The sequence below is a fragment of the Mangrovivirga halotolerans genome, from assembly GCF_026241165.1.
Lineage (GTDB): Bacteria > Bacteroidota > Bacteroidia > Cytophagales > Cyclobacteriaceae > Mangrovivirga > Mangrovivirga halotolerans.
This window is the reverse complement of sequence record NZ_JAPFQN010000005.1, coordinates 528868-554093: the sequence shown is the minus strand read 5'-3', so window position 1 is coordinate 554093 and position 25226 is coordinate 528868. Positions and strand designations below refer to the sequence as shown.

Below are 25226 nucleotides of genomic sequence, written 5' to 3'. Positions count from 1 at the left end.
AGTTGTTTTCGTAAAAATATAAATTTAGATTAACCTAAAAAAATATTTTAACATAAATAAATCTAAAGAAAATATGCTATTTCAGTTAGGAAATCCATTTTTAGATAATAAGTAAAATTATTTAAGATATGTCTAATTTATTAAAAAACTCCTTTAAGTCTCCTTTGTCCACAGTATAACGATCAGAATTATATTCTTCTCTTTCGAACTTTAGAACACTTTCTTTTTGATTTAATTTATCATTCGTGTCAAAATCTGTTTCAATTAACCAGGCATCCTTAAAGTACATATTCCAGGTGGCATTTTTTCTTGAAATAATAATTTTCTGATGTGCTGCCGCCTCAAACAGCTTAGTAGGCATTTTTCCTTTAAATGCTGCTGAGTTTTGATAAGGAGATATAACATGAGTAGAACTGAATAGCTTTTCTTGTATAAGTTGATGAGGGATGGGGTTTTTTGACAAGAAAAGATCTACATTATTGACTTTAGCTGCTAACTCTAATAGCTCATTCATAAGTGAATAATCGTGATACTGACCAATTACAGTAAGTTTTACTTGTGTATTAGGATATAAATTAACAAACCATTTAACTGCATCTAAAGTACCATGTAATTTAGATAGTGTACCAGATATGAGAAAGTGAGGGGACAGGTCGATATGTCTATCTGATTTTAAAAGGGATTTATTTTCGAATAAAAGAACGGGGGTCGTTTCAGGTATATCGAATTGCTCAGAATAAACCTTTTCAGCCAGAATTAGGGCATCCGTTTTTTTAATAAGCGATCTTTCCATCGTACTTGATGCTTCGAGCATTTTCATTATAAAGCTACTCTTATGACCATTTCTTGCCTTTCTGTTAAGGGAATAGTTTTCTTGTATATCGTATACTAAATACGCGCCAAATATTATTTGGTATACCTTCATAACCAGCAGTGTTTCAGTATTAGTAGCTATAATTATCTCAGGTTTAACTTTAATAAGTATTCTTAATACATAAAGTAAAGCTTTAAGTCTTTTTGCTAACGATAAACCTGCCTTCGGAATACTGAAAAAATTTATATTTGAATAGACGGGTTTGAATTTTGATGGGAATCCAATAACGTAAATTGTATATTTGTGCACCTCTGCCAGCGTGGCTGCAATCTTGTCTGTCATCCTGGTATCGTCGACTGGTTTGGTGGTTGACGCAATAAGAATTTTTCTATTCATGGAATAAAAGTAAAAACAATGACTGAATTACAAAAAGTAATTGAAGAAGCCTGGGAAAACAGAGAGTTATTGAAAGAGCAGAAAACTCAGAAAGCGATCGAAGAAGTTATCGAAGGACTTGACAAAGGAACTATGAGAACCGCTGAGCCTTCAGGTGATGACTGGCAAGTAAACGACTGGATCAAAAAGGCAGTAATATTATACTTTCCGATTCGTAAGATGGAAAGGATAGAAGTTGGTCCTTTTGAATTCCATGACAAGATGATGCTCAAAAGCGATTATGATAAATTAGGCGTAAGGGTAGTTCCTCATGCAGTGGCCAGATATGGAGCCTACATATCGAAAGGTGTCGTTATGATGCCTTCGTATGTAAATATCGGGGCATATGTTGATGAAGGGACGATGGTTGATACCTGGGCAACAGTAGGAAGTTGTGCTCAAATAGGTAAAAATGTTCATTTGAGTGGTGGTGTTGGAATCGGGGGAGTTCTTGAGCCGGTGCAGGCAGCTCCAGTGATTGTTGAAGACGGAGCTTTTATCGGATCGCGCTGTATATTAGTTGAAGGAGTTAAAGTGGGGAAAGAAGCCGTTCTGGGTGCGAATGTTACACTTACAGGATCTACTAAAATTATAGATGTTACAAAAGATGAACCTGTGATCTACAAAGGTTATGTTCCTCCAAGATCTGTTGTAATTCCAGGCTCCTATACAAAAGAATTTCCTGCCGGGAATTACCAGGTTCCAGCAGCCCTGATAATCGGGCAAAGGAAAGCAAGTACAGACCTGAAAACCTCACTTAATGATGCTTTACGCGAGAATGATGTAGCAGTTTGATAATTAATAACTTAAGAATTAAGACCGGCAGGGAGACCTTCCGGTTTTTTTTATTTTCAATATAATTCTGTCTTTGTAATTAATATTTGAATAAACACTGCTATTTCATTAAAATAATCTTATCTTTGCGCTTTCAAAAATATAAATATTCTATTGAGACAATTCATTGATTTGGGTCTTTCTCCTGTAGTTGTTCAAGGTATTGAAAAACTAGGATTTGAAGAACCCACTCCGATTCAAAGGGAAGCAATCCCTTTCTTATTAGCAAACCAAAAGGATATAACAGCGTTGGCACAGACCGGCACCGGTAAAACGGCTGCATTCGGTTTACCGTTGCTTGAGAAGGTTGATTCAACCATCTCCAACACCCAGGGCTTAATCCTTGTGCCGACGCGTGAATTGGGGCAACAGGTAGCTCAACAACTTAAACAATTTGCTGCTTTTGCGAAAGCTGTAAATATTGAAGTTGTTTATGGAGGTGCCTCTATTGAGCAGCAAATTAAAGCGCTGCGCAAAGCTCCACATATATTAATAGCAACGCCCGGAAGACTTATTGATTTGATTAACAGAAAAAAAGTTAATCTTTCTAAAGTAAATTATGTAGTACTGGATGAAGCCGACGAAATGTTAAACATGGGCTTCAAAGAGGATATTGATACTATCCTCGAGACTACACCAAATGAAAAGAATACCTGGTTATTCTCAGCGACAATGTCAAAAGGTATCAGACATATCGCTTCAAATTATTTGAATGATCCACACGAAATTAAGGTCGATAAAAGAGAAACAGTAAATGAGGGAATCACTCATGCTTATATCGAAACTAATCGTGAAACAAGGGTTGATATTATCAAAAACATCCTTCATGTTGAAAAGGAGGCTGGAGCAATTTTATTCTGCCGTACAAAAGCAGAATCTGAAGATGTAGGTTTAGCTCTGCAAAACGCAGGGATCCATACTGAAGTATTACATGGTGGCTTTACTCAGGCTCACCGGGATAAGGTAATGCGTAAGTTCAGAGAAAAGAAAATCCAGCTTCTGGTTGCTACTGATGTAGCGGCAAGAGGTATTGATGTAAAGGATATCGGATATGTATTTAATTTTGGTATTCCTGATAATATCGAATTCTATACTCACCGAAGTGGTCGTACGGCAAGAGCAGGTTCTAAAGGAACTTCTGTAGTTTTCATTGGTCGAAGAGATCGTTCAAAGCTTAAAAACCTGGCAAAAAGATTAAGAATTGACTTTGAGCCTTTCAAAATGCCTGATGTCAATGAGATCATCCAGGAAAAATTAAGTGATTGGGTAGGAGGATTACAGAAAAAGGTTGATAAAGCTGAAAAGAGAATACCAGCTGAAATAACTGAAAATGTAGCTAAGCAATTAAATCACTTTTCAAGAGAACAACTGGTTGCTATGCTAGTGGATTCTGAGTTTGGTAAAATGTATAAGGCAGTTAACCAAATTGATAAACTAGAAGAGAACAGAAAGAATAGTGAAGTAAGTGGAAGAAGAAGTGATCGAAATGATCGCAGTGACCGTAGAAAGGATAACAGATCTGAAAGAGCGAGAAATTCGAACCAGCCTTCCAGAGGAGATAATGATTACCCTAGGTACTTTATCAACATTGGAAAGATGGACAGTATGAACAAGAAAGATCTTGCAGTGTTTATCAGCCAGCAGGCGGGTATACCTCAAAGAGACCTTGTTTCTATTGATATTTTCAGAACACATTCTTACTTCTCTGTTAATAAAAAGTTCACTGATCGTATTTCTTCCTCAATGAGAGGAGTGGAAGTCAATGGGCGACCTCTCAGAGTAAATAGAGACAATATTAAGTAAACTTAATATAGATTTTTTTAAAGCCCCTTTTTTAGGGGCTTTTTTTATTTCAATATTTTTTTGATCTCACTTGCCCTTGTCATTAGCTTCAGGAGTTCTTCTGAATTTTCATTTTCCAGGGCCTTTTGAAGATTACTAAGTTGATTTTGATACTCCTTTACTGCAACCAAAAGGTTTTCTTTATTAGCTAAAAAAATTGACTTCCACGTGTCAGGATTACTTTTGGCGAGCCTTACTGTTGAGGCAAAACCAGAACCGCTGAGATTCAGGATTTGCTCATGGCTTTTTTCAATTTCAAGAGCTGTTAAGCTCAAAGCGAAAGAAGAAACATGTGATAAGTGTGAGACGTAAGCCAAATGGATATCGTGTTCATCTGAGGGCATATAGATGAGTTCCATCCCCAGCTCAGTAAACAGACTCCGAGCAATCTGCAGTGACCTCTTATTTGATTTTTCGCTATCACACAATATCATTTTTTGCCCGGTAAATAAATCTGAAATTGCAGCAGCAGGACCGCTGAATTCCGTACCGGCAATAGGGTGGGCTGCAACAAATCTGTCTCTATTAGGGCATAAATTAGCTATTTCACAAATAGATTTTTTAGTAGAGCCACAATCGATCAATACCTGATCTGACCTTGAAGATCTCAATAAGGTGGTGACCAATTGTTCAATGGCAGTAACCGGCGTAGCTATTATAATTACTTCAGCTTCATTAAGTAATAGTTCAATATCAGCAACACCCTTATCAATTAATCCATATTTTAAAGCTGCCGAGCGATGGATTGGATTATTGTCAAAACCCAAAATTTTATAATTAAGCTTTTTAAGGGCAAGTCCTAAGGACCCACCAATTAAGCCCAGTCCAATGATACCAATCGTCATATTATATAGCTATTTTATTAGGTATACTTAATATTCTATTCAATGCATCCTCAAATGTATTAACAGAGGAGCAAAGCGAAATTCGAATAAATTTATCTCCTTGTTCGCCAAAAATGAATCCTGGAGTGAGAAAAACTCCTGTTGCATTCAGAATATGATCTGATAAGGCCTCTCCATTGGAAAAAGTATCCGGTATTCTGGCCCAAATAAACATACCCGAAGCTTTCGTGTCATACTTGCATTCCAATTGGTCCAGTAGCTTCATAGCTACAAGTTTTCTTTTTTTATATTCCTTGTTTAGGTTGTCAAACCAGGTTTTTGAGCTTTTTAATGCTTTAGCTGCAGCAATTTGAACAGGTAAGAACATACCTGAATCCATATTTGTTTTAAATTTCAGAATGTTGGAAATGTGTTCTTCACTCGTTACCATGAAACCTATTCTCCACCCGGCCATATTATGTGATTTTGAGAGGGAATTAAGTTCAATCAAATTGGGATGAATTCCATAAGCTTGTAATGCGCTAATAGGACTATCATTTAATATGAACGAATAGGGGTTATCATTTATTAATAATATATTATTCTCTTCGGCTATTTTTAAAACCCTTTTGAACATATTTATCGTTCCGCTTGCTCCGGTGGGCATATGCGGGTAGTTCATAAAAATAACTTTAACTGGAAAGCTTTTTATTAGGTTTTCTAAATAACCAGTGTCAATTAGCCATTTATTTTTTTCGTTTAATTTATATTTTACGGGGGTGGCTTCTGCCATGCGAGTAACAGCTTCATACGTTGGGTATCCCGGGTCGGGCACCAGTGCAATATCTCCTTTTTCCAGGTAGGTCATTGCTATATGCATCAGTCCTTCTTTAGAGCCTATCAAAGGAAGTACATTATTATCTGATATTTGAGAATGGTAATGTATTTGGTAAAACTCCTGAACAGCAGTTCTGAATTCAGGTAAACCACGATAACTTTGATAGCCATGAGTTTCACTTTTACCAGCTTCCCTGATTAATGATAAAACTGCATTTTCAGGAGGAGCCATATCAGGACTTCCGATACCCAGGTTAAGGATATCGATGCCATTTTCTTTCATTTCAGAAAGCTGTTTTAATTTGGTTGAGAAATAATATTCTTTACTTCCCGATAACCTTCTTGCGATTTTAATACTCATAACCTCAAAGTTTAGGCAAAAAAAAAAGAGGCCTCTTGGGCCTCTTATATTAATAGTATTTTTAATACATATTATCTATTACGAGAACCCTGGTGGCTTCGGTAAATAGTAATAGTAGTAATATGTAGTTGTGTTCATTTTCATTGATTGCAATAAAGGTAATTAAAGTTAATAATAAAAATAAATTCACTAATTAATTGCGTAAATATTTAATATTTATGTAATCTAACGGGTGTTAGGTTAATTAAATCGTAAAAATTCCAATAATTTATACGAAAATAATAACAGAATAATTTTTGAAAAAGGGGTGTATTTATCAGTCATTTCGCTATTCAATTGTTATTTTTAACTTAAATAAGATCATAAAAATGATATGGCCGGATCAATATATTTAACTACCTCAGAATCAGGATGTGGCAAATCCCTTGTATTACTTGGCATATCCGAAATCCTTTTAAGAAAGACTAATAAGATTGGTATTTTCAGACCCTTTATCAGTAGGCAAGCAGGGCAACGTGATAAAAACATCGAATTAATATTAAAACACTTTAATCTTCAGATCAATTATGAAGATACTTATGCCTTTTACCTGGATGAAGGATTAAAATTAATCCAGGAAGGTAAAAAGGATTGGGTGATTGAAAAGGTTATAGCAAAGTTTAAGCACCTCGAACAGAAGTGCGATTTTGTCATATGTGAAGGGTCGGATTTTTCAGTCGATAGTGTTTCATTCGAATTTGATATTAATGCTACCCTCGCTAAAAACCTGGGATGTCCGGTTATGGTGGTAGGAAAGGGCACAGGGAGAAATATCGATGAGACTCTAAATCCTTTGTTTTTAGCATATGATAGTTTTATTGATAAAGGATGCCGGATAATGGGGGTAATCATAAATAAAGTATCTGAAAAAAATATTCAACCGCTATTAAAGAATCTCAATAACAGAATTCCTGATGAGTCAATTATCAAGGCTGTAATACCTAATAATAAGATATTAGAAAGCCCGACTATGAAGGAAATCGCAGAACAACTTAATGCTGAAGTTCTATATGGTGAAGATAATTTAGATAATCAGGCATTTCATATTACTACTGCAGCAATGCAGGTACAAAACTTCCTCCCGAGGTTATTAGAAAATTCTCTGGTTATTACACCAGGAGACAGGGCAGATGTGATATTAGGAGTTCTCCAGGCGCATGCTTCGGTTAACTATCCGGCAGTTTCAGGTATTTTATTGAGTACAGGTTTTAAACCTGATCATTCTATTGATAATTTATTACGAGGTGTTTCTGATTTAATTCCGATTATGTCTGTCAAGACAAATACCTACGAAACTGTATCTAATTATAATAAGATTCACTCATATATCACACATGATAATGCACTTAAAATAAAAAATAGTCTATCAATATTTGAGAAATATATTGATACTGATAAACTTGAAAAAGAGCTAGCGGACATTAAAATCGAAGGACTAACACCTAAAATGTTCGAGTATCAGTTAATTCAAAAGGCTAAGTCAGATATAAAAAGGATTGTTTTGCCTGAAGGAGATGATCCAAGAATTCTGCGTGCTGCATCAATTCTGGCAGAACGAAATATAGTGGAATTGATACTTATAGGTAATGAAGAAGAGCTCAAGCTTAAAGCCAATAAATTAGCTATATCACTTGATTCAAAGCATATTATTATAACAAATCCGAAAATAAATGCGAAAACTCCGCAATACATTAATAAGATTGTAGAATTGAGAAAGCATAAGGGTGTAAATCATGATATGGCTCGTGATTTGATCAATGATGTTTCTTATTTTGGAACAATGATGGTTCTGGAAGGAGATGCCGATGGAATGGTAAGTGGAGCAGTACATACTACACAGCATACAATCAGGCCCGCGTTACAGTTAATTAAGACAAAACCGGATTACAATGTGGTTTCCTCAGTTTTCTTTATGAGCCTGTCTGACAGAGTTTTAGTTTATGGTGACTGTGCGGTCAATCCAAATCCCGATGCGGAAGCATTAGCCGAAATTGCAATAGCATCAGCAGAAACGTCCTTAAATTTTGGGATACAACCACGTGTAGCTATGTTAAGTTATAGTAGTGGTTCCAGTGGGAAGGGTGAAGAGGTTGAAAAAGTACGAAAGGCAACAGAAATAGTTAAGTCAAAATTTCCTGACTTACCGATTGATGGGCCAATCCAATATGATGCTGCAGTAGATGCTTCAGTTGGTGATAAAAAATTGCCAGGTTCACCTGTGGCAGGTAAAGCTACTGTTCTGATTTTCCCGGATTTAAATACAGGTAACAATACTTATAAAGCCGTACAACGAGAAACTGGTGCAATTGCGATAGGGCCAGTTCTTCAAGGGCTTAATAAACCGGTTAATGACCTAAGTAGAGGTTGTAAGGTAGATGATATAGTGAATACAGTTATAATAACAGCAATACAGGCACAAGAGAAATAATGAAAATTTTAGTTTTAAACTCAGGTAGTTCATCAATAAAATATAAGCTTTTTGATATATATAATTCATCTTTTGATGTTTTGGCAGAAGGAATGGTAGATAGGTTAGGCCAGGAAGGTTCTGTTTTAAAATATGACAGGAGAGTTGAAGATAATATCATATCTGAAAAATTAGAAAGAGAAATCAAAGATCACCGGGATGGATTAAAACAAATATCTGATTTATTAATTGATCCAAAAATTGGGGTTTTGGAATCTTCAGAAGATTTAAATGCTATCGGACACCGGATTGTTCATGGAGGAGAAAAATTTTCAGGTCAAATGGTAATTGACCAAGAAGTCAAAAATCAAATAAAAAGCTTATTTGATCTTGCTCCCTTGCATAATCCTCCTAATTATACAGGTATTGAGGTATGTGAAGAAGTATTTCCTGGCATTCCTCAGGTTGGGGTTTTCGATACTGCATTTCATCAAACAATTCCTGAAGTCGCATATCGGTATGCAATACCCGAATCATGGTATACAGATCATCATATCAGGGCATATGGCTTTCATGGTACTTCACATCGTTATGTAACTGAAAAGGCCCGGGAATTCCTGGGAAATGCAAATTCAAAAAAAATCATCACTCTTCATTTAGGTAATGGGGCTAGTATGGCTGCTATAAAAGACGGTCAATGTGTTGATACCTCTATGGGCTTTTCTCCTTTAGCCGGATTAATAATGGGCACGAGAAGTGGAGATCTGGATCCATCAGTTCCGATTTATATGATCAACAATCATAATCTGTCAGCGGGGGAAGTAGATAAGATTCTCAACAAAGAAAGTGGGTTATACGGGATAGGAGGAGATAGCGATATGAGAGATTTGGAACAACGAATGAAAAAAGGTGACAAATCAGCTTCTCTGGCTATTAATATGTACACTTACAGAATTAAGCAATACATAGGCAATTTTACTGCTATTATGAATGGACTTGATACATTGGTTTTTACAGCCGGAGTAGGAGAGAACAGTGATTTTATCAGGAAGGAGATTTGCCGGAATCTTGATTATTTTGGCATAGAGTTAGACAAAAATTTAAATTCAAACAGAAGTGAGATGGTCCGGAAAATTAATTCTGAAAATAGTAAAATAAATATTTTGATAGTTCCTACGAATGAAGAATTAGCTATTGCCCAAAGAACTTATGATGTATTGGAAAGATGATGTTGGGTTAATCGAGTAATTCATCTGCTGGCAATTCAACGAAAAACGTAGTACCTCTATTGGTCCTGCTGGTTACAGAGATATTTCCGTGAATTTTGATTAAAGCTTCTTTTACTATGTAAAGGCCAAGCCCTGATCCATTATTAATATCAGAACCACGGTAAAACATATCAAATATTTTGTCCAGATGTCCTTTTTCTATACCAGTTCCATTGTCTTCAATTTCTATAATTACTTTTTCCTGATCTGAGGATATGTATATATCAATTTTGATATATGGTATTTCATTTCGATGATATGCATGAAATTTAATAGCATTAGAAATGAGGTTATTAAGAATTATTTTCAATCGAAGCTGATCACAAGTTATTATTTTTAATTCATCTGGAATCGAAACCTTGAATTCAATTTTTTCGAAATTATTATTAAAAGACTGGTTATCGATTATTGAATTAATCAGATCTTCCAGGTTGATCTTTTCATATTCAATTTCCTGTCGAGTGTTTCGGCTGAAATTTATTATCTCTACAATAAATTCATCGAGCTTATGAACACTCTTTTCCATTAACTGCAGGTACTGGATCATTTGATCATCTTTGGTATCTAATTTTGCTACATTAATCAGACCCAGAAGAGATTTTAAAGGAGCGCTTAAATCGTGGGAGGCACTATAAACAAACCTATCAAGTTCCTGGTTGGTCTTCTGCAATTCATGGTATTGCTTTGTTAATAATTTATCAGCCTCTTTTTTAGCTTTGACAAGACTCCACTCTCTTAGCGTTCTGTTTACAATCCTTGGTAATTCCTGGAAAACAGATTCTGATTTAACCACATAATCAATAGCACCTTTCTTGATAGCTTCTACAGCAATGTGTTCATCTCCCTGACTAGTCATTAAAATAACCGGAAGCTCAGTTTCTGTATTGCCTTTAAATTTAATTAGTTCAGTACCGTCACCATCAGGTAAGAGGTAATCTGTAATTATTAAATCCAGGGAATTATTATTGATTTGTTTTATTGCTGACTTTAAATCATATACGGTTAACACATTAAAATTTTCAGATCTTTCCAAAAATCTTTTTATCAATTCAGCATGTGCTTCTTCGTCTTCGACTAAAAGTATATTTACTGTTTCCTGCATTAGGGTGAATGAAAATAACTAACTCCTATATTCAAATATGTTGAATATTATTGAAAATAGATAGATTATGGTGGTGAATTGTATTCTGTATAGTTAATAAACATCCCGTGTAGGATTAATTGATGTTTCTATTGTGTTTTAACTATAAGATTGTGTTATGTCTTCTGTTTTAGATTCTGATGAATTAACAGATTCTTTTAAATCAATTGTAAAAAAGAAAGTTGACCCTTTTCTTGGACCATCAGACTCAACCCAAATGTTACCATTATGCATCTTGACAATTTTTTCTACAAGGGCAAGACCGATACCGGTTCCTTCGACGTTTTTCTCGAGTCTGTCAAATAAATTAAATATTCTTTCCTGATGTTCCTTTGCTATCCCAGCACCATTATCCTTAACATAGAATATCCTTTTTACTCCATCTTTAATGCCTATCTCAACTCGTGGTTCATCTTGTGACCCCATATATTTAAGTGCATTTTCTATCAGATTCTGAAAAACCTGAAGGAGTCTTGATTTATCACCATAAACTTTAAGATCAGGAGAATAGGATTTGACGATCGTGGCATTTTTATTATGAATATGTCCTTTTACAGCAGAAAGAGATTCTTCAATAATGTCATCCAACAGGCAATAATCAAAATGATTAACAACCATACCTATTCTTGAAAGCTCCAGAAGATCATTGATTAGAGTTTGCATTCTACCAGTGGCTCTTTCTAGCTGGTCAAGGTCACCATCTACCTGGGATAAATTTCCATTAGTGAGATCGTGTTTGAGAATTGAAACAAACCCTTGCACAGTAACCAATGGGCTTTTCAGATCATGAGAGACGGTGTATGTGAATTTTTCCATCTCATCATTTTTGATTTGTAATTCCTTATTTATTTCTTCCAACTGATCTTTTTGAAAAGCTAATTCATGAGTGTGAATTCTTATTTGCTTTTCAAGGTGAAGTTTTTGGGATTTAATTTTTCGTATTCTAAAATATATAAATGAGGTTATTGAAGTTGAAATAACAATGAATACTAAAGCATAAAACCATAATGTTTTCCAGAATGGAGGTTTTACTAAAATTACAATCTCAGTAGTTTTGCTATCTTCAGGTTGAAGCTTATTTATTGCTTTTACCTGGAAAATATATTTACCAGGAGCCAGATTGGTATAAGTAACTTCACTTTTTTCTCCTGCTTCTATCCAATCTTTATCGAAGTTAACCATTCGGTATTCATAGCTTATATTTTTATCAGGATTGGTAATAATAGAGGTCCATTTTAAACTAATAACACTTTGATCGTAATTCAGAAATAAGGTATCAATGTGGCTTAGCGATTTGCTAATAATGCTACTATCTGATGGAATTATTCTTTCATTAAAAAGGTAAAGATCAGTAAATATTGGCTTTGGAGAATTGGAATAGAAATTTACCGAATCTGTGTTCAGATAAGTGATTCCACCCAGGCCACCAAAAAAGATATTGTTAGTCTCAGGATTAAAATAAGATGCATTTTCATTAAATTCATCAATGCTAATCCCATCTTTTTTATCAAAGTTTATAAAAGTCTTATCTTTATCATTAAAACGCGAAATTCCCAAGTCAGTCGTGACCCAAATTTGTTCGCTATTGTCAATTAAAACATCATAAACAATATTTACCGGTAAACCTGATTCTTTATTATATATTGATATATCTCCATCCTGTTGATCGTATATCGCTAATCCAAAATCAGTTGCGATGAGTAAATTGCCTTTTGAATCTGCAGTTATATCAAAAACATCGATATCCTTCAATGAGAATTTTTCAGATTCAATAAAACTAAAAGTATTTCCTTCTTTATAGTCTCTTTTGATAAGCCCCATTGGCGTACCAAGGTAAACTACCGAATCAGTAGAATTGATATATGCTGTATTAATTCCATAGTTAAGCAAGAGTGTATCTAGCGAACTATCAAAGAGTATTTCTTCCAGCTTTCCTGTTTTCTTATTAAGCTTATTGAGGTTAAAAGATGATATGGTATAAATATTTCCTTTATCATCTGAGATCACATCTCCGATATAATTGAGATAACTACCCTTAAAAGTAGCTTCCTCATGAAAGATATTCTGAATCTCTCCTGTTTTTTCATTATAAAAGTTTAATCCTTCTTCAGTACCAATGTAAATTCCATTTTCTTCAGGCACTCTTTTTAATATCGTAACAGCATCAAATGACAAACTATTTTCTTTAGTACTATCATGAAGCAGATATTCAAATTCACCTGATTTCTTATTATAAATGTTTACACCATGATTTTGAGTACCAATGAAAACTTTATCTTCATTTTCGACTACACCCCATATTATTTTATCATTGAGTCCCTTATTCTCATTTGGAGAATAACTGATATTTTCAAAACCAAGTTGATTAGCATAGCAAACATGAACACCATTTGTTGTAGCAAACCAAATGTTATCGTTTGAATCCTGATATATATTGTATACCTGGTCACTCTTTAATGAGAATGAAGCTTCTTCATCATGATGATAATTTTTGGTTTCTTTTGTTTTAGGATCATAGGTTATCAAACCACTAGACTGGGTTCCAAATAAAAACAAGTTTCTTAAACTATCATAATGAGTTTCAATAACCTGGAAAGATTCTTTTTCATAAATCGGTTCAATTTGAGCCGAACTAACATTTAAAAGATATGCTCCCTGGTAGTAAGAGGTTATTATTGCTGTAGAATCAGTGATTTTATCAAAATCAGCTACAAGAAGGTTTTTATCTGCTAAGGAATTTTCTTTTAAAGTATCAAAATCAAAAGTCTTAGTATTTATAAACTTTAATCCATTACTGGTGCTTACTACCAGGTCATCTTTAAAAAGAGCAAATCCTATTATGGAAGGATATTTATGTTTGATTGCTTTTTTATCTGAATTATTAATAGTTTCGACTTTATTGTCCTTTCTGTCAATTATGGATAAATATCCATTGTAACCAGCCACAACCAGCCTGCTGTCAGGTAGCTCTTCCACATCTACGATATATCGGCCACTAAATAAGATCGAATCAGTATTAAGATTTTTATAGTGTTTGAAATAGTCATGTTTATTATCATAAATACTCAAACCATTATGCGTACAGATAGCTAATTGGTTACCGCTTAATGGTTTTATTTTCCGGATACTATTATTGGGTATTGAATGCAGGGAATCGCTGCTATGCCTGAAAATCTGGAAATTTTTTCCATCGTATTTATTCAAACCATTTTGAGTGGCTATCCAAATAAATCCTAAATCATCCTCTGCAATATCAGTAACAGCAGTTTGAGAAAGACCATCTTCCACGGACAAATGGTGGAATTTATACTCATTTTGAGCATAAATATCCGTAGTTCCTATCCCTTGGAAAAGCAAACAGAATAAAAAATTTAAAAAATGTACTTTATAAAAATATTTTGGCGCCATCAATTTGTTAATACCGAAACTTAATAATAGGTAAACCCTTATTTCCAGAATTTTTGGCACGAAATCTGAAAAAGAATAATTTTTCACTGATTATTTAAATCTTATTTTAGCAATCAAAATGCTAATATAATGACAATAATCAGTTAATCAAGACTTTACAACGGAAGTATATATTTGTTCAAAATATTTCAAAAAAAATGAAAAAATTAATAGAAAGAGTTTTTATAAGTACATTTTCTGCAGCAATTGCTTTTTTGTTTATCATTCTTTCTTTTGCTGATAAGATTTTGCTGAAGGATGAATTAATTAACGAAACCTCATCTTAAATACAGGTTTTCTTTAAATTTTTCATTGTTAATCGGCACAGATTAATTTAATTTAAAATATGTGTGGCCGATACGTTCAAGTTTTTACAGCTGAGCAGGTGAAAAAAACATTGCCAGCGATAATTGTACCCTCTTCATTTAAAGGAGTCCAAAATTACAATACTTCTCCTACTCAAAATGTATTTATTGTGAACGAGGATTCTAAACCACAACTCCTGGAGTCCAGATGGGGTTTATTACCACCTTGGGAATCAGATAAGAAAAAAACAGGTCTGTTTAATATTCGTTCTGAAACTATTACTGAACCGTGGAATCAAAAACCCGGTTATGCCCGTTTTATCGGTTCGATTTTAAAAGAACAAAGATGTTTATTTTTGGCAAACGGATTTTATGAATGGGCCGAAGGATCAAATCCAAAGCAACCTTATTTTATTTATTCAAGAAGAGAATTAGAAGAAAATAATCTGATGACTTTAGGTGGTTTAAGTTATGAATGGGTAAATAAACAAACGGGAGAGGTTTTTAAAACAAGCGGTATCTTAACCCAGCCTGCTAATGATTTACTAAAAAAAGTAAAGCATCACAGGATGCCTCTGATTATTAGTGATGAACTGCGAAATTCTTGGCTAAATCCTGATATTGATCTTGGGGAAATAAAGCAGATTGTAAAAAATACAGTCTCCTCTAAAGAAATGAATGCTTATCCGGTTGGTAAAATTGGGAGAGAAAATTCTCCTTCATATGTTATGCCCACTGGTGAAACAATTTTCCCTGAAGAAGAAACAAAAATTAATCATCAATTAGATCTCCTCGGAATGGGGGGTAGACGAAATAACCCTAGATAAAATATATGAGAAAGCATTTCATTTATTATTCAATTTTTTTCCTGATTCTATTTATCATTCTTGGTTTATGGGTAAGCAATGTTTTTTTTATTATTCTGATTGCTATTTCTCCAATTTTAGTTTTAGGGTGGTACGATATTCTTCAACCCTGGCACTCAATTAAACGCAATTTCCCGATCTTTGGAAGATTGAGATACTTACTTGAATCAATGGGGCCTAAGGTTTATCAATATTTTATTGAAGGTGAAACCAACGGGACACCGATTAACAGAAATTTAAGATCACTTGTATATCAACGAGCTAAAGAAGAAGTTGATACCTTGCCATTTGGTACCCGGGAAATGGTTTATGAAGAAGGATATGAATGGATGCACCATTCAATGAATCCATTACCTTTAGAAGAAGTTCCAGCTGACCAAAGAGTCATGATTGGAGAAAAAAACTGTAAAAAACCATATAATGCTTCAATTCTAAATATATCGGCTATGAGTTATGGTTCCCTTTCTTCAAATGCAGTGTTGGCATTAAATGGAGGAGCCAGTTTAGGAGGTTTTGCCCATAATACCGGTGAAGGAGGAATAAGTAGGTATCATTTAGCTTATAAAGGAGACCTGATTTGGCAGATCGGAACGGGTTATTTTGGATGCAGAACACCTGAAGGAGACTTTGATGAAGAAGAATTTAAAAAAAATGCTTCGAATGAAACGGTAAAAATGATAGAGGTTAAACTTTCTCAGGGAGCTAAGCCTGGCCATGGAGGGATTCTTCCGGCCAAAAAGAATAATTATGAAATAGCTAAAATTAGAGGGGTTGAACCTCATACACAGGTAGTGTCTCCACCATATCATAAAGCTTTCAAGGGTAAAGGAAATAAAGGCTTACTGGAATTTGTTCAACGGCTTAGAGATGCTTCCGGAGGAAAACCTGTTGGTATAAAATTGTGTATGGGTAATCCTTCAGAGTTTGAGGAACTGTGTGATGAAATAATAAACACCGGTATATATCCCGACTATATAGCTATCGACGGTGGTGAAGGAGGGACAGGAGCTGCACCTTTAGAGTTTAGTAACGCAGTAGGTATGCCGTTTAAGGAAGGATTGGCAACTGCTTATGATATTTTAGTAAAAAAAGATCTTAAAAAAGATATAGTGCTGGGTGGGTCTGGTAAAATTGTTACCAGTTTTGATTTATTCAGAGCATTTGCTTTAGGAGCAGATTTTTGTTATTCTGCTCGTGCCATGATGCTTGCTATTGGATGTATCCAGGCGCTTGAATGTAATTTAAATACATGCCCGTCAGGGGTAGCGACCCAAGATACTTTTCTTGCTCAGGGATTAGTGGTCAAGCATAAGATTAAAAGAGTTAAAAATTTTCATCATGAAACGATTTATAGTTTCAGGGAATTATTAGCTTCAGCAGGGGTGAAGTCTCCTTTAGAATTGACCAGGGATCATATTTATAGAAGAATAAGCTTATCTAAGATCAAATCTTATACGGAAATTTATGGTAAAGTAGATAATTGATATGGAAATTTTAAATACTTACGAGGTTAGATGGTTTTGGAGGTCAGAAAGAGAATATGAGAAAATAGTTTCTTTTTTTGATAGGCTTGAATATCCAAAAGAGCCAGAAACACGGATAGATAAATATCTAGTAAGTAATAATAAAAGCATATCATTTAAATTAAGAGAGGGAGCTTTTGAGGCAAAATATCCGACTGGGGATCATTTTTCATTATTCAATATGAAACTAGACTCCTTTAGGAAATATTCTATAATACCTCAAAAAATGAATATTGATACGGAATTGAGTATTGAAGTTGAAAAAGACAGAGTCTTATTACTTGCCATGGATGGGAGGTTTCGGATGGAGAGATCCTCGTTAGTGGTTAAAGATCAAACTTATTATAGTCTGAATATCGAAATTGATTCAGCTTTATTTTCAAATATTACAGAATTAACAAAACATAGCCCTCCAATAAGCGGTTTAGTTGAGCAAGTAAAAAGTATAACTACTGTAAAAAGATGTAGTTATTCAGAGTTTATAAGTCACTATTATTGAGATGGAAAAAATTACTTTAGGTGCAGGTTGCTTCTGGTGCATAGAAGCTGTTTTTCAAAGAATGAAAGGAGTTGAAAGTGTTAAATCCGGATTCATGGGAGGGACAGTAAAAAACCCACCTTATAGAGAAGTAGTCACTGGAACCACCGGACATGCTGAAGTCGTCCAGATTAAATATGATCCGGATGTAGTGTCGATAGAAGAAATACTTGAAGTATTTTGGAATACACACGATCCTACAACTTTGAACAGACAGGGGTATGATGTTGGAACACAGTACAGGTCAGCGGTCTTTTATCATAATGAATACCAGAAAAAAGTAGCAGAAGCTTATAAAGAACAACTAGACGCATCAGGAATTTTTGACAATCCGATTGTTACTGAAATTACAGAAGCTGGTGAGTTCTATCCAGCTGAAGCAGAACATGATAATTTTTATAATGAACATCCTGACCAGCCTTATTGTAATGTTGTAATTCAACCTAAAATTGATAAGTTTAATCGATTATATGGTGATAAGGCAAAATAAAAATAAGTGAACCAACCGGTTTTAATAATAGGAGCAGGCCCTGTAGGAATGATAACAGCCTTATTTTTAGATAGGCTGGGAGTTCCAAGCTTACTAATAGAGAAAAGAAAGCAGCTTCCGGATATACCTCGTGCAATACATCTGGATAGTGAGATAATTAATATTCTCAAGCTTGTCGGTCTTGATGATTTTATAACAAATCAAATATATCCATCAAAAGGATTATTTTTATTTGGTAAGAACACTAATAAAAAGTTTTTACAGGCAAATCTGAATTTTAATAATGAATGTTCCTCTTTCTTGTTTGATCAGAACCATTTAGAGCAAGAACTGTTGCGAGAGATTGAAAAATCAATAAATATAAGCTTAAAATATAATTGTGAGTTTATTAGCGCTTATAATCAAAAAGCTGAATTAGCAGTTCAAGGGCAGGTTATTGACCAGTCGTTTAGCTATTTAATTGGAACGGATGGTGCAAATAGTAAAGTGGCTGACGTTTCAGGTATTAAGTATACTGAATATCCTTATCGTAAAATTAATTATAAGGTAGATTTTATAACAGATCAACCGCCAAACTATCAAAACAGGATTGAAAAGTTTTGCTCCACTAATGGCAGTTTTGTTCGAATGGCATTTAAGGATCGTGTGAGAGTAGAAATAACAAACAACCCGAATGGAGAAGCTGAATATTCAATTAAATTAATCGAAAAACTGGCTCAAACGAGAGTTAAAAAGGTACTGCATGCTGATAAATATTACTTTAACACTAGAATTGCTAACAAATGGATTGTAGATAGAACGATCATAGCAGGAGACGCGGCTCATACTATGCCACCATATATTGGAGAAGGTTTATGCAATGGAATACGAGACGCTTTTAATTTAAGCTGGAAGGTAGCTTTCTGTTATTACAATGGCCACCATGATTTCCTTATTAAATCTTATTCAAAAGAGAGAAAGAACAATGTTAAAAAATACATTGGTTTAACCTTATTAACAGGTTTTTTATTTACGACATCCTTAAGATACATTCTAAAACCATTTGAACTACTTGGCATTCCTTTAAAAATTAATCAGAAACCGGTAAAAAAAGGAAAGAGTGATTTAATTATCCCCAAATTTGACCTATTAGCAAATGTAGCTACAGTTGGAAGGGAATGGGATTATATGCGTCATTTATATAATTCTTTTACAATTATCACTTCAGAAGATCTATCAAAGGGGGCTATCAAGGAAATCACCAGATTATTTACTCCTTTCAACGTTAATTTTTATTCACCGGAAGATAAGATTGCACAATCTGTCTTGAGAATACTTAAAATAAAAAAGGTCAAATCTGTTATAATCAGACCCGACCTTTCAGTTTTATTTTCTGGTATTCTGAATGAAGCAAGTAGAATTAAGATTCAGAATACCTTTAAAAAAGAAATTATTTCATAGATAGTTTTTTTCTTAATTCGTCAACAGTATTTCGCTGATCCTGTAATTCACGCATAATTTTGATTTCCTTTTCCTGAGTTCTCTGCCTGAAATCCTGAAGTTCATCCTCTTTGGCGTTTAAATTCTTCTTGGCTTCTTTAGTAAGAGAATTGCTTCTTTTGAATTGCCAGAAAAAGAATCCTGCTAATAATGCCAATACAGCAAACAACAATAAACTAAATGTAACATATCCTGTTTTGCTTACTGGCATTCCTAAAAACATAAGGTTGTCAACCTTAGTTTGTAATTCCTCATTTTGTGAGGTTAGGGAAGCTACCTGTGATTTTAGCGTTTCAATTTCTGAAGACTGGGTTTGAATAACACTCTGAAGGCTGTCAATTCTTGAATTAAAAGAATTTAAAGAATCATTCAGAGACTGCTTAAAATATGCAAGTCTATCCAACCTCACTGTTTTAACTGTATTATATGTTTTGGACTTATCTAAAAGATCATTATACTGACCTTTAAGATCACCCTCTAACAGTTCTTCCTCTTCATCCTGTGCTACTGTATTAAATCCTGTTACTAAAAAAAGGATTAATAATGCAAGTCTAAATTTTAAGCTGGTCATTATTTAAGTTAGAATTATGTTTTAAACTTTAAGTCAATGCAAAGATAATAAGTGCCTTAGACTATATTAATATAATAAATAAAAATCTGTGCTTATAACTATGCACAACATTCTTTTATTTTATATTTAATCAACTTTTTAACCTTTCAGGGTGAAAAAATATTGATTTTAACCTTTTGATATAACTGTGCTGCCTTTTCAAATAGTAATAGGCAGCAAAAAGTAAAATTTTTCCTCGTTGCTAATAAAAGGTTCACTCAGATCATAATCAAATCAAGATCGGTACCTTATTCTGTCTGATATTTCATTATCAGGGCTTTCAGAAGCCGGAAATCTATGTTCTTTTAGCAAGGTTTCAGATTTTTGAATGGCCTTAACCATAGAGTTAGCCAGATCTTTCCGTTTAATACCCTCAACAACTATTTCAACAATTTCCTTCCAGTCCTCAAATTTGACTTGTGAGTTTATTCCTGAATCTCCCATAATCAAAACTTGTTTTTCAGCGACAGAAATATATAGTAATATTCCGGTTCTATTATCAGTTTTAAAAATTTCTTCCTCAAGAAATGCTGTTTCACCAGCAGAAACTACTCTCTCATATTTTTTATCCAATGGGACAAATAGTAAGCGTACCGGAATGCTAAATTTTGCCAGGAGAATACTAAATGCCATTAAAATTAAAGAGTATAAACCGAGTTCGAAAAAGGTTATCCTGGCAGGGATTAACCAAAGGTAACTCGCAACTGCAGTAAAGGCAAAAATAATTAAAGCCAGAATAGTAGCTAAAAACCAGGTTCCTTCATCGTAATCATCAGATTTGTTTGCTATATAAGGTACAAACTCACCTGAAGTATTCTTTTCCAGGTCTCTGATAGCTTTCAGGATCTTTTCTTCTTCTTCTTTATTAAATTTTTTCATGTTTTTCAGTTTTATTACCAACCACCAGATGCACCTCCGCCGCCGAAGCCGCCTCCACCGCCGGAGAACCCGCCAAAGCCTCCTCCGCCGCCGGAAAATCCGCCTCCACCACCGAAGCCACCGCCATAGCCGCCGTAATATCTTCCTCCACGACCTCCGTGTCCTCCACTACTATCGAGAAATGCAGCGAAAACACCGGCGATCAGGCCAGCAACCAGGTTAAAAATAATAGTGACAATAATGACAGTTATAATGAATACGATAATTCGACTAGCTGTTTTACCTACAGTTTTTCTTAAAATAGCTTTCAAGATGGATAAGAATATCAGTCCAAAGATTATTATAATGGGTAAGAATTTAAAAATATTGTTATCCTCTGCAGACTCCGTTACTTCTGGCATGGGTAATTCTTCACCTCTTATTAATTTGAAAATTGCATCAGTAGAATGATTTATACCTTCGTAAAATTCTCCGTTTCTAAAATCAGGTTTAATAATACCTTCGATAATCCTTTTTGCATAAATATCAGGTATAGCCCCTTCTAATCCATAACCAACTTCTATTCTAACCCTTCGGTCATCCTTAGCTATTAAAAGAATCACTCCATCATCTATTCCTTCACGTCCAACTTTTAATTTTTCAGCAAGTCTTATAGTATATTGAGCTATATCTTCCGGCTTGGTAGATTTTACCATAACAGCAATTACCTGGGAGCCGGTCTCTTTCTCAAAATTTGCTAACTTAGTATTTAAAGTTTCAATCTCAGATGAAGAAAGTGTATTGGTTTTATCTACTATAAATCTTTCTACCTCAGGTAGTTCTGCTATTTGAGCATAGGTATTAACCTGTGTTAAGTGAAAAGCAGAAATAAATAAAAAGAATAAAATATATCTATTGAGGTAAAAAATAGTCGAAGAGCTTTTATTTATCATTGTTCAGATTGAATTTTGTCAGTAATTTATAGCATCAAAAACAGGTTACAAAATAAAAAAGTATGAAAAAAGGATTAATAATATTTTTAGCAATAGTAGTTGTCCTGGGGATTCTTGGATATAACTTTTTCGCAGGTAATTACAATAAAATGGTTACTTCGCAGGAATCAGTTGAAGAACAATGGGCCCAGGTGGAAACTCAGTATCAAAGGCGGGCGGACCTTATACCAAATCTGGTAAATACTGTTAAAGGTTATGCAGATTTTGAAAAGGAAACTCTAACCCAGGTGATAGAAGCCAGGGCAAAGGCGACCAGTGTTAATATTGATGCTAATAACCTGAATGAGCAAACAATGGCTCAATTTCAACAAGCCCAGGGTGAATTGAATGGAGCATTATCACGATTGTTAGTAGCAGTTGAGCGATATCCGGAACTCAAAGCCAATCAAAACTTTCTTGAATTACAAGCTCAATTAGAAGGTACTGAAAATAGAATCCAGGTATCAAGAAGACGTTACAATGAACAGGTAAGGATGCATAATGCATTAATAAAGACTTTCCCGAGAAATATGCTTGCAAATATGTATGGATTTGAACCTAAGCCATATTTTGAAGCAGCTGAGGGAACAGAGAGTGTACCTGAAGTACAATTTTAATTAGAAAATTGTAACCTTTTAGATTGAAATTCAGTTATTATATTATCGAGGTGAGGCTCACTGATTTATTCAGTGGGCTTTTCTTTTTTTATGGAAACATTTGCATTATCCACACATTATAAAGAGACCTGGGATAAGATCAAATATCTCTATGGTGATACTTTTACCTTTTGGGAAAGTTTAAAGTTAGGGGGAATTGGAAGTCCAAGACTAATTTTAATCAATTCTACCGATGAGGAAACACAAAAATTGATTAATAGAACCAATGCATCCAAAAACTGTAATATTCAATTATTAAAGAATGGATTTCTGATTAGATTTCGCTCCAAAAATGACGAATATGGTATAGGGATTAATTTTAGTGAGATTAAAGTTTTGAAGATCAGTAGGTTTAAAGAAGATGAAAGTCTGGAAGATGCAAGAATAGCAACTTTTTTCATTAAACCTGATCAGAAGATAGATCTGATTGTCAGAAGATTTGAGTTAAACAGGTTTAATCGGTTTATAGAAAATTTCTTGAGTAAAAAAGATTTCGATATTATTAAGAATACTTAAAATAAATAATATGTTTATAGTTTTCTTAATAAATAATTAAAAAGCTTGTTTATTAAGTATACTTATTATTATATTTGAATTATTAAGTATACTATTAAACAATGCCAAAGGGAGAACATTTTAAGAAAGATAATCCAAGGATTCACCAGGTTAGCTTTAAAGTTAACGCTACTGAGTTAAGTTCGTTAAAACAGATTCTCGAAAAAGAAAATATGGGAATGGCTGAATGGTTCAGGCATCAGATAATTCAGTACTCTGATAATGGAAGCGCGGTTGTAGATAGTAAACTAAATGGCAGATCTGAAAAGACTGACAAAAAAGAGAAAAAAGTAAAAATTGAGAAGCCTATTGAAAAGGTAGCCAGCAAGAGTGAAAATAAAGAATCAGAGAAAAAACAACCAGTTTCTCAACAAGATCAGTCTCAAATGTCTCTTTTTTAAGAAAAATTCAATTTATTCGGTCTTTTTTCCTATAGTTTATTTTAATTGAATAATTGTTATATCAATACTTTTTGATAAAGTATTATATTCCAATTGTATTTTATAATTTTGAATAGTATCCAAAAGGGTAGAGTTGTGGGAGCAGAATTAACATTAGAAGTATATAAATATCGAAATGTACTAGAATCGATTGCTTACAAAATGGTAGGCTCGTTAGAGGATGCGCAGGATATTGTCCAGGACGCCTTTCTCAAGTGGTTTACTATCGATAAATCTAAAATTGACAATGCGAAGGCATATCTTGTTCGAATCGTTACAAACAAGTGTCTGAATCATCTGGAATCTCTTAAACATAAGAAGACAGAATATTTCGATAATCTCCAGCAAGCAGAGTGGGTACAGAAGATTAAAGATAGCGATATATTAAAATTTGATCTGGATACAGAAGTTTCTTCAGCCCTTAATTATTTACAACACAAATTAGAACCAGTTGAAAAGGCGGTTTTTTTAATGCGTGAGGTATTTAATTTTGAGTATGAAGAAATTCAGGAAGTAATAGATAAGAAAGTTGATAACTGTAGAAAGCTATTTAGCAGAGCCAGTAATAAATTGAAAGAAAAATCTGATTATTCAGAACCAAAATCAATTAGTAATTATTCACATCTTACAGATAGTTTTAAAAATGCCTGTTCAGGCAATTCATCTGCATTTTTAGCTGATCTTAGAAAAGATATAGAAGCTAAATTCAGAAAAAAATAAATTTTTCACATTATTTTGTCACAAAGTCCATAGTTGTCTGTCTTATTATAAAGGGATAGATATATTTAAAATTTTACTATTTTATTCTATGGAAGTTATATTAACGTTTTTTGTGGCTCATTGGTACTTGTCACTATTTTTCCAGACATTTTTCCTTCATCGCTACGCGTCACACGCAGCATTTACAATGTCGAAGGGGATGGAAAAAGTTTTCTTTGTTTTAACCTGGATTTTTCAGGGATCTAATTATTTAAGTCCTTATGGTTATGGGGTAATGCATAGAATGCACCATGCATTTGCAGATACTCCAAATGATCCTCATTCTCCTAAGTATGATGAAAGCATATTTAAGATGATGTGGAAAACAAAAACTATCTACTCTGCAATTGCAAACAAAAAAATGAAAGTAGACTCAAGGTTTACTAAAGATGTTCCTCAGTGGGAACCTTTTGATGTCTTTGCAAGATCGTGGGTATCAAGAATTTTCTGGGGTGCTATATATGTATTTATATACTGGCAATATGCAGATGTATGGTGGTTATGGTTACTATTACCTCTTCAGTTTGCATTTTCTCCTATACATGGTGCTATCATTAACTGGTTTGCTCATAAATATGGTTATACCAATTTTAAAGTAGGTGATACTTCTAAGAACTTCTTACCGTTTGATTTTCTTATGATGGGAGAGAGTTATCACAATAACCACCATAAATACGGAAACCGTGCTAATTTTGGTGGGTTCAGATGGCATGAGATAGATCCGACTTACTTAGTAATAAAGGGTTTTGATAAAGTCGGTATCATTAAAATAAAAGAACAAAAGCACGTTTCTATATCTGAGCAAGAAAAAAGAAAAGCTGCATAAAAAACGTATCTATTAAATAAAGCAAAAGGCTACCTGACATCAGGTAGTCTTTTTTTTTGCTAAACCTAACTTGATGTCTT

General features: G+C 34.0%; 22 protein-coding genes. 14 read left to right on the top strand and 8 right to left on the bottom strand.

What is annotated here, in order from left to right:
• Window positions 1-121 precede the first annotated feature (121 nt).
• Window positions 122-1210, bottom strand: a complete 1089-nt coding sequence (locus OO013_RS10255) for a glycosyltransferase family protein (RefSeq protein WP_266056715.1) — start codon at window positions 1208-1210, stop codon at window positions 122-124.
• 18 nt (window positions 1211-1228) lie between these two features.
• Between OO013_RS10255 and OO013_RS10250 the strand changes: the two genes are divergently transcribed.
• Together OO013_RS10250 and OO013_RS10245 are read left to right on the top strand one after the other, a co-directional pair.
• Window positions 1229-2044, top strand: coding sequence for a 2,3,4,5-tetrahydropyridine-2,6-dicarboxylate N-succinyltransferase (locus OO013_RS10250; RefSeq protein WP_266056714.1), 816 nt, complete (start codon window positions 1229-1231; stop codon window positions 2042-2044).
• 153 nt (window positions 2045-2197) lie between these two features.
• On the top strand, window positions 2198-3886 hold the full coding sequence (locus tag OO013_RS10245) for a DEAD/DEAH box helicase (RefSeq protein WP_266056713.1): 1689 nt from the start codon (window positions 2198-2200) through the stop codon (window positions 3884-3886).
• Window positions 3887-3930: 44 nt separating this feature from the next.
• Here OO013_RS10245 and OO013_RS10240 read toward each other — a convergent pair whose 3' ends face one another.
• Both OO013_RS10240 and OO013_RS10235 read right to left on the bottom strand, forming a co-directional pair.
• Complete coding sequence (locus tag OO013_RS10240; RefSeq protein WP_266056712.1) at window positions 3931-4770, bottom strand: prephenate dehydrogenase; 840 nt, start codon at window positions 4768-4770, stop codon at window positions 3931-3933.
• Window position 4771: 1 nt separating this feature from the next.
• A complete protein-coding gene (locus OO013_RS10235; protein WP_266056711.1) occupies window positions 4772-5947 on the bottom strand; it encodes a pyridoxal phosphate-dependent aminotransferase in 1176 nt (391 codons plus the stop codon).
• Window positions 5948-6320: 373 nt separating this feature from the next.
• On the opposite strand from OO013_RS10235, the gene pta reads away from it, so the two are divergent.
• Window positions 6321-8414 carry a phosphate acetyltransferase gene (pta, locus tag OO013_RS10230; RefSeq protein WP_266056710.1) on the top strand — a complete coding sequence of 698 codons (2094 nt, stop codon included), beginning with the start codon at window positions 6321-6323 and terminating at the stop codon, window positions 8412-8414.
• Window positions 8414-9622, top strand: a complete 1209-nt coding sequence (locus tag OO013_RS10225; RefSeq protein WP_266056709.1) for an acetate/propionate family kinase — start codon at window positions 8414-8416, stop codon at window positions 9620-9622. The genes pta and OO013_RS10225 overlap by 1 nt, the downstream gene beginning before the upstream one ends.
• 7 nt (window positions 9623-9629) lie before the next feature.
• Here the strand turns inward: OO013_RS10225 and OO013_RS10220 are convergent, their stop codons facing one another.
• Both OO013_RS10220 and OO013_RS10215 read right to left on the bottom strand, forming a co-directional pair.
• Window positions 9630-10763, bottom strand: a complete 1134-nt coding sequence (locus OO013_RS10220) for an ATP-binding response regulator (protein ID WP_266056708.1) — start codon at window positions 10761-10763, stop codon at window positions 9630-9632.
• Between the two features lie 138 nt (window positions 10764-10901).
• Window positions 10902-14159 carry a sensor histidine kinase gene (locus OO013_RS10215; protein WP_266056707.1) on the bottom strand — a complete coding sequence of 1086 codons (3258 nt, stop codon included), beginning with the start codon at window positions 14157-14159 and terminating at the stop codon, window positions 10902-10904.
• A 436-nt stretch (window positions 14160-14595) separates the two neighbouring features.
• Here OO013_RS10215 and OO013_RS10210 point away from each other — a divergent pair, with 436 nt between their 5' ends.
• Genes OO013_RS10210 through OO013_RS10190 form a run of 5 tightly spaced genes read left to right on the top strand, consistent with a single transcriptional unit; the run spans window position 14596 to window position 19411 of the window.
• On the top strand, window positions 14596-15381 hold the full coding sequence (locus OO013_RS10210) for an SOS response-associated peptidase (protein ID WP_266056706.1): 786 nt from the start codon (window positions 14596-14598) through the stop codon (window positions 15379-15381).
• Window positions 15382-15386: 5 nt separating this feature from the next.
• Window positions 15387-16904, top strand: a complete 1518-nt coding sequence (locus tag OO013_RS10205; protein ID WP_266056705.1) for an FMN-binding glutamate synthase family protein — start codon at window positions 15387-15389, stop codon at window positions 16902-16904.
• A gap of 1 nt (window position 16905) precedes the next feature.
• Complete coding sequence (locus OO013_RS10200; RefSeq protein ID WP_266056704.1) at window positions 16906-17442, top strand: hypothetical protein; 537 nt, start codon at window positions 16906-16908, stop codon at window positions 17440-17442.
• A 1-nt stretch (window position 17443) separates the two neighbouring features.
• Entirely contained in the window at window positions 17444-17971 is a 528-nt protein-coding gene (msrA, locus tag OO013_RS10195; protein ID WP_266056703.1) for a peptide-methionine (S)-S-oxide reductase MsrA, read from the top strand.
• Between the two features lie 6 nt (window positions 17972-17977).
• Window positions 17978-19411 carry an FAD-dependent monooxygenase gene (locus OO013_RS10190; protein ID WP_266056702.1) on the top strand — a complete coding sequence of 478 codons (1434 nt, stop codon included), beginning with the start codon at window positions 17978-17980 and terminating at the stop codon, window positions 19409-19411.
• Here the strand turns inward: OO013_RS10190 and OO013_RS10185 are convergent.
• The 3 genes from OO013_RS10185 to OO013_RS10175 form a co-directional block, all read right to left on the bottom strand.
• A complete protein-coding gene (locus OO013_RS10185; RefSeq protein ID WP_266056701.1) occupies window positions 19401-20021 on the bottom strand; it encodes a coiled-coil domain-containing protein in 621 nt (206 codons plus the stop codon). The genes OO013_RS10190 and OO013_RS10185 overlap by 11 nt on opposite strands.
• Before the next feature lie 273 nt (window positions 20022-20294).
• Window positions 20295-20939, bottom strand: a complete 645-nt coding sequence (locus tag OO013_RS10180; protein WP_266056700.1) for a TPM domain-containing protein — start codon at window positions 20937-20939, stop codon at window positions 20295-20297.
• A gap of 14 nt (window positions 20940-20953) precedes the next feature.
• On the bottom strand, window positions 20954-21871 hold the full coding sequence (locus OO013_RS10175) for a TPM domain-containing protein (protein WP_266056699.1): 918 nt from the start codon (window positions 21869-21871) through the stop codon (window positions 20954-20956).
• A 62-nt stretch (window positions 21872-21933) separates the two neighbouring features.
• On the opposite strand from OO013_RS10175, the gene OO013_RS10170 reads away from it, so the two are divergent.
• The 5 genes from OO013_RS10170 (at window position 21934) to OO013_RS10150 (ending at window position 25146) form a co-directional block, all read left to right on the top strand.
• Entirely contained in the window at window positions 21934-22527 is a 594-nt protein-coding gene (locus tag OO013_RS10170; RefSeq protein ID WP_266056698.1) for a LemA family protein, read from the top strand.
• Between the two features lie 90 nt (window positions 22528-22617).
• Window positions 22618-23082, top strand: a complete 465-nt coding sequence (locus tag OO013_RS10165; RefSeq protein WP_266056697.1) for a hypothetical protein — start codon at window positions 22618-22620, stop codon at window positions 23080-23082.
• A gap of 101 nt (window positions 23083-23183) precedes the next feature.
• Window positions 23184-23522, top strand: a complete 339-nt coding sequence (locus OO013_RS10160; RefSeq protein ID WP_266056696.1) for a hypothetical protein — start codon at window positions 23184-23186, stop codon at window positions 23520-23522.
• Between the two features lie 108 nt (window positions 23523-23630).
• Window positions 23631-24281 (top strand): sigma-70 family RNA polymerase sigma factor, encoded by a 651-nt coding sequence (locus tag OO013_RS10155; protein WP_266056695.1) that lies wholly within the window; start codon window positions 23631-23633, stop codon window positions 24279-24281.
• A gap of 88 nt (window positions 24282-24369) precedes the next feature.
• Complete coding sequence (locus OO013_RS10150) at window positions 24370-25146, top strand: acyl-CoA desaturase (RefSeq protein ID WP_266056694.1); 777 nt, start codon at window positions 24370-24372, stop codon at window positions 25144-25146.
• Window positions 25147-25226 lie beyond the last annotated feature (80 nt).